We start from the raw sequence: 15364 nt of genomic DNA on the forward strand, positions 1-15364 counted from the left end.
GAAAGGCACGACCATGCAATTCACTTCCGAACAGCGCCTCGACGACGGTGTCCGAACCGTGCCTGTGGACCACTCGTATGGGACGAGGGCATCCGCACAAGGGGAGGCACCTCACGGCGCGGAGGACTCACCCGCGCCCGGGGTCTCACCCGCGTCCGGGGCGTCCGGGGCCTCGCTCCCGCCCTCGCTCTCATCCCCGCTCGCGCAGCGCCCGCTCAGCCACTCCTCCAGTTCCGCCCGCACGCGGCGGTCCAGGGCCAGGCCCAGTTCCGCTTCCACGACCTGTTTGGCGATGGGGCCCACGCGAGCGAGGAGGTCGTTGAGTTCGGTGGGGTCGGTGGTGTTCTGGAGGGGGAGGAGGTGGGTGCGGAACAGGCGGGCGAAGAGGGCGGCGATCTCGTCCGTTGTGGAGCGCAGTTCGCGGCCGGCTTCGAGGACGGCGGCCAGCGGGATGCCCTTGGCGACCAGTTCGGCCGAGCCCTCCAGCAGGCGGCGGCTGGTGTGGACGAACTCGTCCCCGTCGATGGCGACATAGCCGATGTCCAGCGAGGCGGCGAGGTTGTCGACGGTCACCTCGCCCTGGAAGTAGTCGGCCAGCTCTTCCGGGGTCAGCCGCACGGGGGTCTCGTCGGAGAACGGGGTGGCCAGGGCGCCGTCCAGGCCCATGACCTCGGCCGCCGTGCGTGCGTCGCGGCCCTTTTCGAAGGCGTCCATCAGGTCGGCGATGCCGCCGAGGGTGTGGCCGCGCGCGAGCAGCGCCGTGATGCTGCGCAGCCGCGCGAGGTGGTGCTCGTCGTACCAGGCGATACGGCCCTCGCGGCGGGGCGGCGGCAGCAGTTTGCGTTCGCGGTAGAAGCGCAGGGTGCGCGTGGTGATACCCGCCGCTTCGGCCAGCTCGGCCGCGCGGAACTCCCGCTGCCCATCGGCCGCGCGGAACTCCCGCTTCCCGTCGGCGGGTCGGGGCGCGGGCGCCGAGGCTGGCGGGGCTGACGGGGACGCTGGGGCCACCGGACCTGGCGAGGGCGCCGGACCTGGCGAGGTCGCCGGGGCCGCCTGCCCCTCCTGCCCCGTCTGTCCCTCCTGCCCTGCCCGTCCCCTCTGCCTCGCCCGCGTAGGCGAGGCAGGCGCGGCGGCCTCGTCGGCCGTCCCGTCGCCGTCCGCCTGGGGTTGCTCGTTCGCGCTCGCCACGGACTCAGCCTATGCGGCGGGATCCGGCGGGAGGGTGGGTGCGACCGCCGGTAACTTTCCCCCGCGCCGACCCCTACCCACGAGTATCCGACTGTCCTACTCTCAAAAAGGCGCCAGTAATCACTGGCGCGGTCTGAGTCCACTGCGGATCTCCGGGAGGCGGCGGCATGGCGGCCGAGCACGAGCAGGAGCACGTACGGGTGGCGGTGATCGGATCCGGATTCGGCGGCCTGGGGGCCGCCGTCCGTCTGCGCCGCGCGGGAACGACGGACTTCGTCGTCCTGGAGCGCAGGGAGTCCGTCGGCGGGACCTGGCACGACAACACATATCCCGGGTGCGCGTGCGACATCCCCTCGCACCTGTACTCGTTCTCGTTCGCGCCCAACGCCGAGTGGCCGCGCGCCTTCTCGCCCCAGCCGGACATCCAGGCCTATCTGGACCGGGTGGCCGACACGTTCGGCATACGTCAGCACATCCGCTTCGGTACCGAAGTCCAGCGGATGAGCTGGGACGCCGAAGAGCTGCACTGGCGCGTGGAGACCTCGACCGGGACGCTGACCGCCGACGTGGTCGTCTCCGCCACGGGCCCCCTCTCCGAGCCGAAGCTGCCGGCCATCCCGGGGCTGGACTCCTTCGAGGGAAAGGTCTTCCACTCCTCCACCTGGGACCACTCCTGCGACCTGCGCGGCAAGCGCGTCGCCGTCATCGGGACCGGAGCCTCCGCCATCCAGATCATCCCGGCCATCCAGCCGGTCGCCGGCGAGCTGACCGTCTTCCAGCGCACCCCCGCCTGGGTACTCCCGCGCAACGACCGCCGTATCACCAGGATCGAACAGAAGGTGCACGCCAAGCTGCCCGTCACCCAGAAGCTGCGCCGCTTCGTGCTGTGGGGCGTACGGGAGCTGGAGACGCAGGTGTTCGCCAACTACCCGGGGCTGCTGCCCGCGGTGGAGAAGGTGGCCACCGCGCACATGAGGCGCGCGGTCAAGGACCCCGCGCTGCGCCGCAAGCTGTCCCCCGACTACCGCGTCGGCTGCAAGCGCACCCTGCTGTCCAACGACTACTATCCGGCGCTCGCCCGGCCCAACGCGCACGTCATCGACTCGGGTCTCAAGGAGATCCGCGGAAACACGCTCGTGTCCGCCGACGGCCGGGAGGCCGAGGTCGACGCCATCGTCTTTTGCAGCGGCTTCCACGTCTCCGACATGCCCGTCGCCCACCTCGTCAAGGGCGTCAACGGCGAGACGCTGGCCGAGTCCTGGGCCGAGGACGGCATGAACGCGCTGCGCGGGACGACCAGTAGCGGCTTCCCCAACTTCCTGTTCGTCATCGGCCCCAACACGGGCCTGGGCACCAGCTCGATGATCCTGATCATCGAGGCCCAGCTGAACTACATGGTCGACTACCTGCGCAAACTCGACACCCTCGGCGGCGGTGACAAGGCCGCGCTGGACGTACGGCCCATCGCCCAGCACGCCTACAACGCCAAGCTGCGCGAGCGCATCGGGTCCAGCGTGTGGGAATCCGGCTGCACCAGTTGGTATCTGGACGCGCGGGGGCGGCCGGTCGCGGTGTGGCCGGGTACGACGGCGGAGTTCCGCAAGGTCACCCGCGAGGTGTGGCTGGAGGAGTACGAGGTGCTGCGCGCGCCGCGCACGGGCGGGCAGGGCGCGCGGCGCAAGGCCCCGCTGCTGGCGGGCAGCGTCAGCAGGGGCGCGGCCACCGACGCCTTCCACACGGCGGAGGACGGACGATGAGCGCGTTCGCCCGAAGGGGTACCAAGTCCGCGTCCGCGCACGCCGTCGGCCGTACCGGCCCTACTGGCCTCACCGGCCTCACCGGCCGCAATGGCCGTGTGAACCTCCCCGGCCGTTACGCGCCGCCCGAACCGGCGCGCGAGCTGAGCGCGCGCTCCGGGGACGGGGTGCGCCTGCCCGTCGAGGTGCACGGTCGCGACCACGACCCCGCCGTCGTCCTCGCCCACGGCTGGACGTGCAGCACCGTGTTCTGGGCGCCGGTGATCCGCGAACTGACCGCGAGCGGCCACCGCGTGATCGTCTACGACCAGCGCGGCCACGGCCGCAGCCCCGCGGCGGCTACGCCCCAGGCGTACAGCACGGCCATGCTCGCCGACGACCTGTGCGCCGTCCTCGACGCAGCCCTGGAGCCGGGCGAGCGGGCCGTCGTCGGCGGGCACTCCATGGGCGGCATGACGGTCATGGCAGCGGCCGGACGCCCTGAACTGCGGGAGCACGGCGCCGCGTTGATGCTGTGCAGCACCGGGGCGCAGCACCTCACGGGGGAGGCGCGCGTACTGCCCTTCCGCTCCGAGCGCGTGCGCGCCACCGCGCACAAGCTGCTGCTGGGCGCCCACGCCCCGCTGGGGCCCGTCACCCCGCTGACGCGGAAGGCGCTGGCCTACGGAACGCTGGGAACGGCGCCGGCGCCGGACACCGTCGAGGCGACGGCGCGCATCGTGCACGCCTGCCCCACCGGAGTGCGCTCCGCGTGGGGCGGGGTGCTGGCCGGGCTCGACCTCTCGGCGAAGGTGCCGCGCCTGGACGCGCCCACCGCCGTCGTCATCGGCACCCACGACCGCCTCACCCCCCTCCCCCACGCGCGCCGCCTCGCGGCACTGCTGCCGCGCTGCACCGGGGTCCACGAGCTGGCCGGGCGCGGCCACATGACACCGCTGGAGGAGCCGGAGACGGTCGCCGACGTGCTCGCGGGCCTCGTCAGGGACCACCTCACGACCGCGGTCACCACCACAGTCGCCACCACCGAGGAGAGCGTATGAGCCGGGTCGGTCTGGAGGGGCAGGTCGCCGTCATCACAGGTGCCGCCCGGGGCGTGGGCGCGCTGCTCGCGCGCAAGATGGCGGCGCGCGGCGCGCGGATCGCGCTGGTCGGGCTGGAGCCCGGCGAACTGAAGCGGGTCGGCGAATCGCTGTACACCGACTCCGCGTACTGGCACGCGGACGTCACCGACCACGAGGCGATGGCGCGCGTCGCCCGCGAGGTCAAGGACCACTTCGGGAAGGTGGACATCGCCGTCGCCAACGCCGGGGTGGCCGCCGGCGGACCGTTCATGGACTCCGATCCCGTCGCCTGGCGGCGCGTGATCGAGGTCAACCTCATCGGCGGCGCCGTCACCGGACGCGCCTTCTTGCCCGTCCTGTGCGAGTCGCGCGGCTACTTCCTCCAGATCGCCTCGCTGGCCGCCATCACCCCGGCCCCGATGATGACGGCGTACTGCGCCTCCAAGTCCGGCGTCGAAGCGTTCGCGCACAGCCTGCGCGCGGAGGTCGCCCACAAGGGCGTGAAGGTCGGCGTCGGCTACCTGAGCTGGACCGACACGGACATGGTGCGCGGCGCCGACGAGGACGAGGTCCTGCGCGACGTACGGCAGCGGCTGCCGTGGCCCACCAACAAGACCTATCCGCTCGGCCCCGCCGTCGACCGCCTGGTCGCCGGCATCGAACGCCGCTCCCCGCACGTCTACGGGCAGTGGTGGCTGCGCGGCATGCAGGGCATCCGCGGCTACCTCCCGCCGGTCATCGGCGGGCCCCTCGGCCGGCGCGAGATCAGGGCCATCGCGCCGAGGCTGGACGCCAAGGGCGTGTCCACGGGGCTGGTCGGCGCGGGCGGCCAAGCCGATGAGAAGGCGCGCGCTTCGCGCTAGACCGCCACCTGTCCTGGCCTTGGCTGAGGCCCGCCGCCCTCTTTCCCGCCGCGAACGACCTGTTCGCGCCCGGGAGGGGGGCGGCTTCCTTTCCGCCGCGACGGCGAGAAGCCTCGTATCGGTGTGCGGCGGTGCCCGCCGGGGTGCGCGCCGTCGCGGCGGGAAGAAGGGGGGCGTTGGAGCCAGGGTGCGGGCTTGCGGCCCGCACCCTTGGGGGAACGGCTCCCCGCGAGGGGGGTCAGCGGTCCCTGTCGGGCATGTCCTGGCCCTTGTCCTTGTCCTTGGCCTTGTTCTTCATCTCCCGGGTCCGGTCGTCCTGGTGGGCGGAGCCCTTGGAGTCGTCGTCCTTCTTGCCCTTGGCCTTGTTCTGAAGCTGCTCGGCCTTGGTCTTGAACTGGTCTGCCAGGCCCATCGTCACTCCTCGGGGTGTGGGTACTCACGGGTCCCTCCAGCCTGGCATGCCGTGGCATAGCTCGCATTCCGCAGTAAAAGGTGCAAGAGGGTGCCGTCAGTGCCGGGGTGGGAGCGGCGGGCGGGAGCGGTCGGGGGTCTCGCTGTAGTCGGGCGGGACGTGCGCGGGGTGCCGCTCCAGCAGGTCGAGCGCGGTGCGGACGGCCGTCTCCAGTACCGAGTGGCGGCCCTCGGCCCAGTCCAGCGGGGTGCGCAGGGCCTCGATGTCCGGGTCCACGCCGCGGTTTTCGACCGACCATCCGTAGCCGTCGAACCATGCCGCGTTCATCGGCACGGTGATCACCGTGCCGTCCCCGAGCTGGTGGCGGCCGGTCATGCCGACGACCCCGCCCCAGGTGCGCGCGCCGATCACGGGGCCGAGACCGAGCAGCCGGAACGCGGCGATGATCATGTCGCCGTCGGAGGCGGTCGCCTCGTCGGCCACCGCGACCACCGGGCCGCGCGGCGCGTTGCTCGCGTAGCTGACCGGCTGTGCGTTCCGCGTCAGGTCCCAGCCGAGGATCGTGCGGGTCAGCTTCTCCAGGACGAGTTCGCTGATGTGGCCGCCCGCGTTGCCCCGTACGTCCACGATCAAGGCCGGGCGCGAGACCTCCATGCGCAGGTCGCGGTTGAACTGTGCCCAGCCGGAGCCGCCCATGTCCGGGATGTGCAGGTAGCCGCAGCTGCCGCCGCTCAGTTCGCGGACGAGGTCGCGACGCCGGGAGACCCAGTCCTGGTAGCGCAGCGGGCGCTCGTCGATCAGCGGTACGGCGGCCACCCGGCGTGGGCCCGCCTGCTGGAGGGTCAGCTCGACGGTCGTCCCCCCGGCGGCGGCCAGCAGCGGACCGGGCCCGGCGACGGGGTCGACGGGCCGCGCGTCGATGTGCGTGAGCAGCGCGCCCTCGCGCACGGGGGCGCCCGCCAGGGGTGAACGCGCCCGGGAGTCGGAGGAGTTGCCCGGCAAAATGCGCGCGAGCTGCCACGCGCCCTGCGGCGTGTGGATCAGGTCGGCGCCCAGGAAGCCGATGGGCCGCTGGTAGTGCGAGGGCCCCTCGTCGCGCCGGGCCGGGGTCACATAGGCGTGCGAGGTGCCCAGCTCGCCCAGGGCCTCGCGGATCAGGTCGGCGAACTCGTCCGGCGAGGCGACCCGTTCGACCAGCGGGCGGTATTGCGCGAGCACCGCTTCCCAGTCGACCCCGCTCATCCCCGGGTCCCAGAAGTAGGCGCGGATCAGCCGTCCCGCCTCCTCGAACGACTGCCGCCACTCCGCCGCCGGGTCGACGTCGTGGAGGATGCGGCGCAGGTCGATGTAGGTGGTCGAGTCCGCGTCGGCCTCCTGGTCGGCGGGGACCACCCGCAGCTCGCCCTCGTCGTTGACGACCAGCCGCGAGCCGTCGCCACTGAGCGCGAACCCGTCGATTTCGCTGGTCAGTTCGGTGCGCTTGGCCATGATGAGGTCGAAGTGTTCGAGGGTGGGACGGCCGGTCGTGTCGGCCGGGTTCACGAACGTCTCACCCAGCGCGCCCGAGATCGGATACCGCAGCCAGATGAGGCCGCCGCCCGCGACGGGGTACAGCGCGGCGTACTTCGAGGCGGTGACCGGGAACGGCGTCACCCGGCTCGCCAGCCCCTCCGCCTCCACCAGCACCGTGACCTCGGGCCCCTCCTCGGCCCCTGCCCCGCTCTCGTCCGCCCGGTCCTGCGGATCGAGCCCGCCGGCGGCGGGTCGGCCCTCGGGCGTCAGTGCGAACGGCGACAGCGTCGCGGAGGAGAGCGGCACCAGGTACGGGCGACAGCCCAGCGGGAAGGACAGGTCCCCGGTGTGCACGTCGTACACGGGGTCGAAGCCGCGCCAGGACAGGAACGCGAGGTAGCGCCCGTCGCGGGTGAAGACCGGCTGCTCGTCCTCGAACCGGCCGTCCGTCACGTCCAGGGCCGTGCGCTCCGCCTCCGGTCCGCCGACCTTCGCGATCTTGATCTGGGACAGTGAGCGCCCGATCCCGGGGTGGGCCCACGCGAGCCACCGCGAGTCCGGCGAGAACGCCAGATCGTGCACGGGCCCGTTCGCGGAGCGGATGACCTCGGTGATCTCCGCAGCCGCCCCGCTCTTGGCAGCCGTCCCGTTCTCGGCCGCCGTCCCGCTCTTGGCAGCCGTCCCGTTCTCCGCAGCCGCCCCGCTCTTCGGGCCGGCCCCCTCGCCCGGCCCGCCACCATCGGTTCCGGCGCCGGACGGCGGCTCCTCCCCGGGGTCGGGAACCGTGTCGGGGACGTCGATGAGCAGCAGCCGCCCGTCGTGCGAGGCGACCGCCACCCGCTCGCCGTCCGGCGAGGACACCAGCTCCAGCGCCCGCCCCAGGCGTCCGGCGGCCAGCCGGCGCGGGGGCCTGGGCCCGCTCGCGCGCGGCAGGTCGGTGATCTCGATCGCGTCCTCGCCCTCCGCGTCGGTGATGTAGGCGATGCGCCCGGTGTCGCCCAGCATCTCCGGCAGCCGCACCCGCACGCCCGGCCGGTCGGCCAGCGCCCGCGCGGGCCCGTCCCGGTGCGTGAGCCAGTACAGGCTCCCGCGTACGCCCACCGCGCTCGCCCGGCCCGTCGGGTCGACGGCCAGCGCGTCCAGGTGTGCCGCCGCCGGCACCTGGTAGGGGCGCCGACCGGCGCGCGGGCCGCCGAGCCGGACGGCGAGCCGCCTGGGCCGGGCGTGGTGCGCGAAGTCGTCCACGAGCCACAGCTCGCCCGCGCACTGGTAGACCACCCGCCGCCCGTCGGTGGCCGCGTGCCGGGCGTAGAAGGCGTCGTGATCGGTGTGCCGCCGCAGGTCGGAGCCGTCGGGGCGGCAGGAGTAGAGGTTGCCGATGCCCTCGTGGTCGGAGAGGAAGGCCACCCGCCCGCCGACGAACATCACCGAGTCCAGATGCCCCTCCAGGTCCGGCAGCAGCCGCTCGCCGTGCAGCCACAGCCGACCCGTCGCGCCACCCCGGTAGCGCTTCCACGAGGCGGGCTCGTGCGGGGGCGTGCCGGTCAGCAGCAGCGTGCGCCGCTCGCCGTCCTGCTCGGCGACGGCGATGTCGGAGACGGGTCCCCAGGGCAGCCTGCTGCCGGGGCAGGGCGCCTCGGGCCGCTCCCGCGGCGGGCCGTCGGGCCCGGCCACCGGCACGCGGTAGGACCACGAGTAGTGCGCGAACGGCTGCCCGTGCGAGGCCACGGCCAGTACGTCCCCCTCGGGGGTCCAGCCGCGGACGCGGGTGTCGGTCGCGCCCCAGTACGTCAGCCGCCGGGCCGACCCACCCTCGACCGGGACGAGGTAGATCTCGGGGTCGAGCGTGCGCCAGTTCGTGTAGGCGATCAGCCGCCCGTCGGGGGAGAAGCGGGGGTGGCTGAGGCGGGTGCGGTCCACGGTCAGCCGCCAGGCCCGGCCCGGCAGCGCCACATCGGCGCCGGCACCCGCACCGGCTCCGGCACCCGCACCGGCTCCAGCGCCGCCACCCGCACCCGCACCGGCTCCGCCACCCGCACCGGCTCCAGCACCGGCGCCGGAGACGGAGCTCTCAGGCAGCGGGGCGACCCACAGGTCGTCCTCGGCGGCGAAGGACAGGAGTCCGCCGTGCAGGTGGGGAAAGCGGAGATAGGCGCCGTCGTCGGTCACCTATCCCATGGTTCGTGGGGAATTGAGGCCCGGCAAGTTGTGACGTACCCCTCATTTCCTGTCCTGGAGTCATCCTCCGGCTGGGAGAAAGCGTCGATTGACATGAGCTGTCATTAGTGCCGCGACCGGGCAAAGCCTGCCGGGAAGGGCACCAGCTTCGCCCGCTCTCGGCGCCCGCTCCACCGCGTGCGTCCGTGCCCTGTCCTATTCCGACCGGAGACCAGCACCCGTGGCCACCTTCCTGTACAAGCTCGGCAGGCTCGCCTTCCGGCGCCGCCGCATCGTCGCCCTCATATGGGTGGCGCTGCTGGTCGCGGCCGGAGTGGGAGCGTCCACCGCCTCGACCCCGCCTGACGACGACTTCGCGCTGCCCGGCACACAGGCCCAGAAGGCCTTCGACGTGCTGGAAGAGCGCTTCCCCGACGCCAACGCCGAGGGCGCCACCGCCCGGATGGTCTTCCGCGCCCCGACGGGCGAGAAGATCACGGCGACCGACAACAAGGCTGCCGTCAAGAAGACCATCGGCGAGCTGAGCGGCGGCCAGGCCGCCGCCGTCTCCGACCCCTTCGCCAAGGGGAGCGGGGCGATCAGCAAGGACGGCAGCATCGCCTACACCTCCGCCACCTACAAGGTCCCGGCGCAGGACATCACCGAGAAGACCCGCGAGGGCATCGAGGACGCCGCGAAGGAGTCGCGCAGCGCGGGCCTGACGGTGGAGACGGGCGGTGACGCGCTCCTCGTGGAGCCCGAGATGGGCAATGCGGAGATCATCGGCATCGCCATCGCGGCCATCGTGCTCCTGCTGACCTTCGGCTCGCTGCTGGCGGCCGGACTGCCACTGATCACGGCGCTGATCGGCGTGATGATCGGCATCTCGTCGATCACAGCGCTGGGCGCCACCCTGGGCCTGTCCGCCAACACCACGACCCTCGCCATGATGATCGGCCTCGCGGTCGGCATCGACTACGCGCTGTTCATCGCCTCCCGCTACCGCGCCGAGCTGACCGAGGGCAGAGACCGCGAGGACGCGGTGGGCCGCGCCGTGGGAACGGCCGGCTCCGCCGTGGTCTTCGCGGGCCTGACGGTCGTGATCGCGCTCGTCGGGCTGTCGGTGGTCAACATCCCGGTGCTCACCAAGATGGGCATGGCGGCAGCCGGCACCGTCGTGATCGCCGTACTGGTCGCGCTGACGCTCGTGCCCGCGGCGCTCGGCATGGCGGGCAAGCGGATCTTCGGCCGCCGCGTGCGCAAGGCCAACCCGGAGACCGGCGTGCCGCCGGCCGCCGACGCGGTGGGCCAGCGCCCGAAGATGGGTGTGCGCTGGGCCTCCTTCGTCCTGCGCCGCCCCGTGATCGTCCTGGTCACGGCGGTGCTGGCGCTGGGTGCCCTGGCGCTGCCCGTCAGCGCGATGAAGCTCGGCCTGCCCGACGAGGGCAACCAGCCGACGGACACCACCCAGCGCAAGGCCTACGACCTGCTCTCGGACGGCTTCGGCGCCGGGTTCAACGGCCCGCTGATGACCGTGGTCGACACCCGCGGGGCCGACAACCCCGAGGCCGCGGCGGCCGAGGTCGAAAAGCGGCTGAAGAAGGTCGACGGCGTGACCGCGGTGACGCCCCCGGTCTTCAACAAGGGCGGCGACACCGCCACGCTGAGCGCCGTGCCCGACTACGGCCCCAGCGACTCGCGCACCGAGGACGTCGTCCACGACATCCGCGACCAGGCGGGCGACATCAAGCGGGGGACCGGCGCCACGATGCTCGTCACCGGCTCGACGGCGGTGGCCATCGACTTCTCGCAGGTGATGAACGACGCGCTGGTGCCCTACCTCGCGCTGGTCGTGGGCCTGGCCTTCGTCCTGCTGATGCTCGTCTTCCGCTCGGTGCTGGTGCCGCTGAAGGCCGCGCTCGGCTTCCTGCTCTCGGTGCTCGCCGCGCTGGGCGCCGTGGTGGCCGTCTTCCAGTGGGGCTGGCTCGCGGGGCTGATCGGGGTGGAGCAGACCGGTCCGATCATGAGCATGATGCCGATCTTCATGATCGGCGTGATCTTCGGCCTCGCCATGGACTACGAGGTCTTCCTGGTCACGCGCATGCGTGAGGCATACGTCCACGGGGAGGGCCCGGGTCAGGCCATCGTCAGCGGCTTCCGGCTGGGTGCGCGCGTGGTGACGGCCGCGGCGGTCATCATGATCAGCGTCTTCGCCGGGTTCATCGGGGCCTCCGAAGCGATGATCAAGATGATGGGCTTCGGGCTGGCCATCGCCATCCTCTTCGACGCGTTCATCGTCCGGATGGCGATCGTCCCGGCCGTCCTGGCCCTGCTGGGCCGGCACGCGTGGTGGCTGCCGCGCTGGCTGGACCGGGCGCTGCCGAACGTGGACGTCGAGGGCGAACGCCTCCGGAAGACGCTTCGGTCCGAGGAGGCGACGCCCACCATTCCGCACCAGCGCGAGCCGGAGGGCACGAAGGTGTAGGGCTGCGGCCCGCCCCGTCGGCGCATCGCGCTGAGGTGCCCCCGGACGGGCTGGAATTCAGCCCGCCGGGGGCACTTCGCTGCCGGAGACCGGGGGAGGGGCGGAGCGGGGGAGGAGCAGGGCTTGCTCACACGCCGCGCAGCAGGGCGGTGAGCCCCTCCTCCAGGTCGAGGCGCGCGCTTTCGCTGCCCGCGCCGACCAAGTCGTATGTGCAGCGGAGGAAACCCCACAGGTCCGCGCTGCGGAACTCAAGGACGGCCACCCCCTCCCCGGCGTGCAACTCGATCACTGTCTGCTCCACCCCGCAGGGCCACACATGGACATCGCCCTCGCCGGCCGGCCCCCGCAGGCCGGCATCCAGCAGGTCCCTGGAGAAGGCCCAGACGACTTCGCCCCCGTCGAGGGAGATGTCGGAGGGGAACACGATGTGCACGGCGAGCGGATCGTCCTGGTCATAGCGGAGGGCAGGCGAGAGGGGCCGGGTCGCTGGGGGCCTGGTGATCAGTTGGGCCTGCACGGTGTGGTTGATGACCTTGGACACATCTGCTCCTCTGGGTCGGGGACACCCGTTCCGCTCACAGCTCGGGACGGGTTGCCCCTTCGTCCTGTCAGACGCGTAGCGCGCCGGGACAGTCACCCAGGGAGCCAGGTGAGCTGTACCACAGATTGCAAAAATGTGACCTACGTCACTCATATTTCGGGCATTCCGGCCGCATTGCGCTGCCCTCGGCGCGACACGTACGACGCTGGAGTCACAGAGGCAAGCGAGAGCCTCGGCGGTATCACTCGCCCCGACTGTCCCGAATTTCCCATTGGCCCCCGGTGTGCGTCGCCGCGCGGGGCGGTGCGCTCACGTGGCCGACCGCCTGGGGCGCGTGGCGCTCGTGGACGCTCTGGTGAGCGCTCCCGCGGAGGCCCTCTTGCGAGCCCTTTGCAGTTGACCGCTATTCTCAAATGGCTGGATTCCGCCGAACCAGCCCAGGCTCGGCCGGGCCGAGCCGCGAGAAGCAGCCGCGAGAGGCGGAGCGCGTCATGCATGTGCCCGACGGATTCATCAACGCACCCGTCTCAGCGGGGACGGGCGCTGTGGCGGCCGTCGCCGTCGCGGTCTCGCTGCGCGGGGCGCGGCGCGAGCTGAGCGGCGGTCCGGGCGAGGCGGGCGAGCGGACGGCACCGCTGGCCGGGCTGGTCGCCGCCTTCATCTTCGCCGTCCAGATGCTCAACTTCCCCGTGGCCGCCGGCACCAGCGGCCATCTGCTCGGCGGTGCGCTCGCCGCGATCCTCGTCGGCCCGTACACGGGTGTGCTGTGCGTATCCGTCGTCCTGCTCCTTCAGGGCGTGCTGTTCGCCGACGGCGGGCTGACCGCGCTGGGCGTGAACATCACGGACATGGGCGTGGTCACCGTCCTCGTCGCCTACGGCATCTTCCGGGGGCTGCTGCGGCTGCTTCCCCGCGCACGGAGCTCGGTGACCATCGCCTCCTTCGTGGCCGCACTGGTCTCCGTGCCCGCCGCCGCCACGGCCTTCACCGGCATCTACGCACTCGGCGGCACGACGGACGTCGCCCTCGGCAAGGTCTTCGCCGCGATGGTCGGCGTACACGTACTGATCGGCATCGGCGAGGCCGCGATCACCGCGCTGACGGTGGGCGCGGTGGTGGCCGTACGCCCCGACCTCGTGTACGCGGCGCGCGACCGCCTCGCCGTGCGCCTCGAACTGCGCACCTCCCCGCTCGCGACCCCCGGCGCGGCTGCCCGAGCCGCTTCCGGGCCCGCTCCTGAGCCCGCATCCGCCCCGGAATCCGAGTCCGCCCCCGAATCCGCCCCGGCATCCGAGTCCGCCCCCGAACCCGCCCAGGAACCCGAATCCGCCCCCGGAGCCGGACCCGCCCCCGGGCCCGCTGCCGGCGCTTCGCCGCGCCGCCGGTCGGTCCGGCCGCTGTGGATCACCGGGATCATCGTCACCGTGCTGTGCGCGGGCGGGCTCAGCTTCTACGCCTCGGCCAGCCCCGACGGGCTGGAGAAGGTCGCCGCCGACAACGGCATCGACGAGAAGGCGAAGGACCACTCCGCCAAGGACTCCCCGCTCGCCGACTACGGGGTCAAGGACATCTCCAGCGCCCGGCTGTCCGGCGGCCTGGCGGGAGTCATCGGCGCGGGCGCCACCTTGGCGCTCGGCTCGGGCGTCTTCGTCGTCCTGCGCCGCCGCCGCGCGGAGCCCTCGTCCCGGGAGGAAGCCCCGTCCCGGGCGGAGGCCCCCTCCCGGGCGGAGCCCTCGTCCCGCGCCACGGCTCAGGATCCGGCCCGCCCGTCGGACGGGTCCGGGGCCTCCGAGCCCTCCGGCGCCGAGCGGTAGGCGGGGGCCACGATGGGAGCGGGGCACTCGCACACGCTGTACCGGCACAGGCACTCACCCGTGCACGCGCTGCCCGCGCACTGCAAGCTGGCCGCGGTCTTCTGCTTCGTCCTGCTCGTCGTCGCCACCCCGCGCGAGGCGGTGTGGGCCTTCGGCGCGTACGCGCTGCTGCTGGCCGTGGTCGCCGTCGTCGCGCGGGTGCCGGCGCGGCACGTGCTGACGCGGATGCTGATCGAGGTGCCGTTCGTGGCCTTCGCCGTGCTGCTGCCCTTCGTGGCGGAGGGGCAGCGGATCACGGTGTGGGGGCTGTCCCTGTCCGAGTCCGGCCTGTGGGGCGCATGGAACGTGCTGGCCAAGGGAACGCTCGGAGTCGCCGCCTCGGTGCTGCTGGCCACCACGACCAGGCTCGACGAACTCCTGCTGGGGCTGGCACGGCTGAAGCTCCCGCCACTGCTGTGCCAGATCGCGACGTTCATGGTCCGCTACGGCGACGTCATCGCCGACGAGCTGCGCCGCATGCGCACAGCGCGCCTCTCGCGCGGCTTCGAGGCCCGGGGCCCGCGCCACTGGGGTGTGCTGGCCAAGTCGGCCGGCGCGCTGTTCATCCGCTCCTACGAGCGCGGCGAACGAGTCCACCTCGCGATGCTCAGCAGGGGCTACACGGGCAGCATGCCGCCCGCCCTCGGTGACGGGCCCGCCGGCCGTGCCGTGTGGGCCCGCTCGGCCGCGCTGCCGCTCACCGCCCTCGTGATCTGCCTGTTGGGATGGACCCTGTGACACGCTCCGCCGACGATGCGCCCCAGCCCTCCGCCGAGGTCCCCTCGCTCCAGGTGAGCGGCCTCGCCTATGCCTACCCGGACGGGCACCAGGCGCTGTTCGGCGTCGACCTGACCGTCCCGCGCGGCCAGCGCCTCGCGCTGCTGGGCCCCAACGGCGCGGGCAAGACCACGCTGGTGCTGCACCTCAACGGCATCCTCACGGCCGGCGCCGGCAGTGTGACGGTCGGGGGCCTGCCGGTGGAGCGCGCGCAGCTGGCGGAGATCAGGCGCCGCGTCGGGATCGTCTTCCAGGACCCCGACGACCAGCTGTTCATGCCGACGGTCCGGGAGGACGTCGCCTTCGGCCCGGCCGCCGCCGGGATGCGGGGTGCCGAGTTGGAGGAGCGGGTGCGCGAGGCGCTGGAGCGGGTCGGCATGGCCGAGCACGCCGACCGGGCGCCGCACCACCTCTCCTTCGGGCAGCGCCGCCGGGTCGCGGTGGCCACGGTGCTGGCCGGCCGCCCGGAGATCCTCGTCCTGGACGAGCCCTCCTCCAACCTCGATCCCGCCGCACGCCGCGAACTCGCCGACCTCATCCGTTCCCTCGACCTGACCGTGCTGATGGTCACCCACGACCTGCCCTACGCGCTGGAGCTGTGCCCCCGCGCGGTCGTACTCAGCGACGGGGTGCTCGTCGCCGACGGCACCACCCAGGACCTGCTCTCCGACGATGAGCTGATGCGTGCCCACCGCCTCGAACTCCCCTTCGGCTTCGACCCCCGCTCCGTGAGTGTCCCCGTCGCGTAGCACCATGGA

Annotated in this window: 11 protein-coding genes; 7 read left to right on the forward strand and 4 right to left on the reverse strand. The window is 72.7% G+C overall.

From position 1 onward, the window contains the following. Positions 1 to 111: 111 nt before the first annotated feature. Positions 112 to 1008, reverse strand: coding sequence for a MerR family transcriptional regulator (locus tag OHB04_RS24575; RefSeq protein WP_442814938.1), 897 nt, complete (start codon positions 1006 to 1008; stop codon positions 112 to 114). 347 nt (positions 1009 to 1355) lie between these two features. Here OHB04_RS24575 and OHB04_RS24580 point away from each other — a divergent pair, with 347 nt between their 5' ends. The 3 genes from OHB04_RS24580 to OHB04_RS24590 are packed head-to-tail and all read left to right on the forward strand — an operon-like array spanning position 1356 to position 4869. Beyond that, positions 1356 to 2945 carry a flavin-containing monooxygenase gene (locus tag OHB04_RS24580; RefSeq protein ID WP_326689820.1) on the forward strand — a complete coding sequence of 530 codons (1590 nt, stop codon included), beginning with the start codon at positions 1356 to 1358 and terminating at the stop codon, positions 2943 to 2945. Beyond that, positions 2942 to 3985 (forward strand): alpha/beta fold hydrolase, encoded by a 1044-nt coding sequence (locus tag OHB04_RS24585; protein ID WP_326808321.1) that lies wholly within the window; start codon positions 2942 to 2944, stop codon positions 3983 to 3985. The genes OHB04_RS24580 and OHB04_RS24585 overlap by 4 nt, the downstream gene beginning before the upstream one ends. After that, complete coding sequence (locus tag OHB04_RS24590) at positions 3982 to 4869, forward strand: SDR family oxidoreductase (RefSeq protein WP_326689822.1); 888 nt, start codon at positions 3982 to 3984, stop codon at positions 4867 to 4869. Before OHB04_RS24585 ends, OHB04_RS24590 begins: the two co-directional genes overlap by 4 nt. 238 nt (positions 4870 to 5107) lie before the next feature. Here the strand turns inward: OHB04_RS24590 and OHB04_RS24595 are convergent, their stop codons facing one another. After that, entirely contained in the window at positions 5108 to 5281 is a 174-nt protein-coding gene (locus OHB04_RS24595) for a hypothetical protein (RefSeq protein ID WP_326689823.1), read from the reverse strand. Between the two features lie 96 nt (positions 5282 to 5377). Beyond that, the gene (locus tag OHB04_RS24600) at positions 5378 to 8962 is read right to left on the reverse strand and encodes a S41 family peptidase (protein ID WP_442814939.1); all 3585 of its coding nucleotides are present in this window, start codon (positions 8960 to 8962) and stop codon (positions 5378 to 5380) included. A 229-nt stretch (positions 8963 to 9191) separates the two neighbouring features. On the opposite strand from OHB04_RS24600, the gene OHB04_RS24605 reads away from it, so the two are divergent. Next, positions 9192 to 11435 (forward strand): MMPL family transporter, encoded by a 2244-nt coding sequence (locus tag OHB04_RS24605; protein ID WP_326808322.1) that lies wholly within the window; start codon positions 9192 to 9194, stop codon positions 11433 to 11435. 127 nt (positions 11436 to 11562) lie between these two features. Here OHB04_RS24605 and OHB04_RS24610 read toward each other — a convergent pair whose 3' ends face one another. Beyond that, on the reverse strand, positions 11563 to 11976 hold the full coding sequence (locus OHB04_RS24610; RefSeq protein WP_326689826.1) for an SsgA family sporulation/cell division regulator: 414 nt from the start codon (positions 11974 to 11976) through the stop codon (positions 11563 to 11565). 491 nt (positions 11977 to 12467) lie between these two features. Between OHB04_RS24610 and OHB04_RS24615 the strand changes: the two genes are divergently transcribed. Genes OHB04_RS24615 through OHB04_RS24625 form a run of 3 tightly spaced genes read left to right on the forward strand, consistent with a single transcriptional unit; the run spans position 12468 to position 15355 of the window. Continuing rightward, entirely contained in the window at positions 12468 to 13790 is a 1323-nt protein-coding gene (locus tag OHB04_RS24615) for an energy-coupling factor ABC transporter permease (protein WP_326808323.1), read from the forward strand. A gap of 12 nt (positions 13791 to 13802) precedes the next feature. Continuing rightward, positions 13803 to 14567, forward strand: a complete 765-nt coding sequence (cbiQ, locus tag OHB04_RS24620) for a cobalt ECF transporter T component CbiQ (protein ID WP_326689828.1) — start codon at positions 13803 to 13805, stop codon at positions 14565 to 14567. Next, the gene (locus tag OHB04_RS24625) at positions 14555 to 15355 is read left to right on the forward strand and encodes an energy-coupling factor ABC transporter ATP-binding protein (RefSeq protein WP_326808324.1); all 801 of its coding nucleotides are present in this window, start codon (positions 14555 to 14557) and stop codon (positions 15353 to 15355) included. Before cbiQ ends, OHB04_RS24625 begins: the two co-directional genes overlap by 13 nt. Positions 15356 to 15364: the final 9 nt, after the last annotated feature.

Origin of the sequence: Streptomyces sp. NBC_01775 (assembly GCF_035917675.1) — a bacterium.
In the GTDB taxonomy this organism is placed as follows: Bacteria; Actinomycetota; Actinomycetes; order Streptomycetales; family Streptomycetaceae; genus Streptomyces.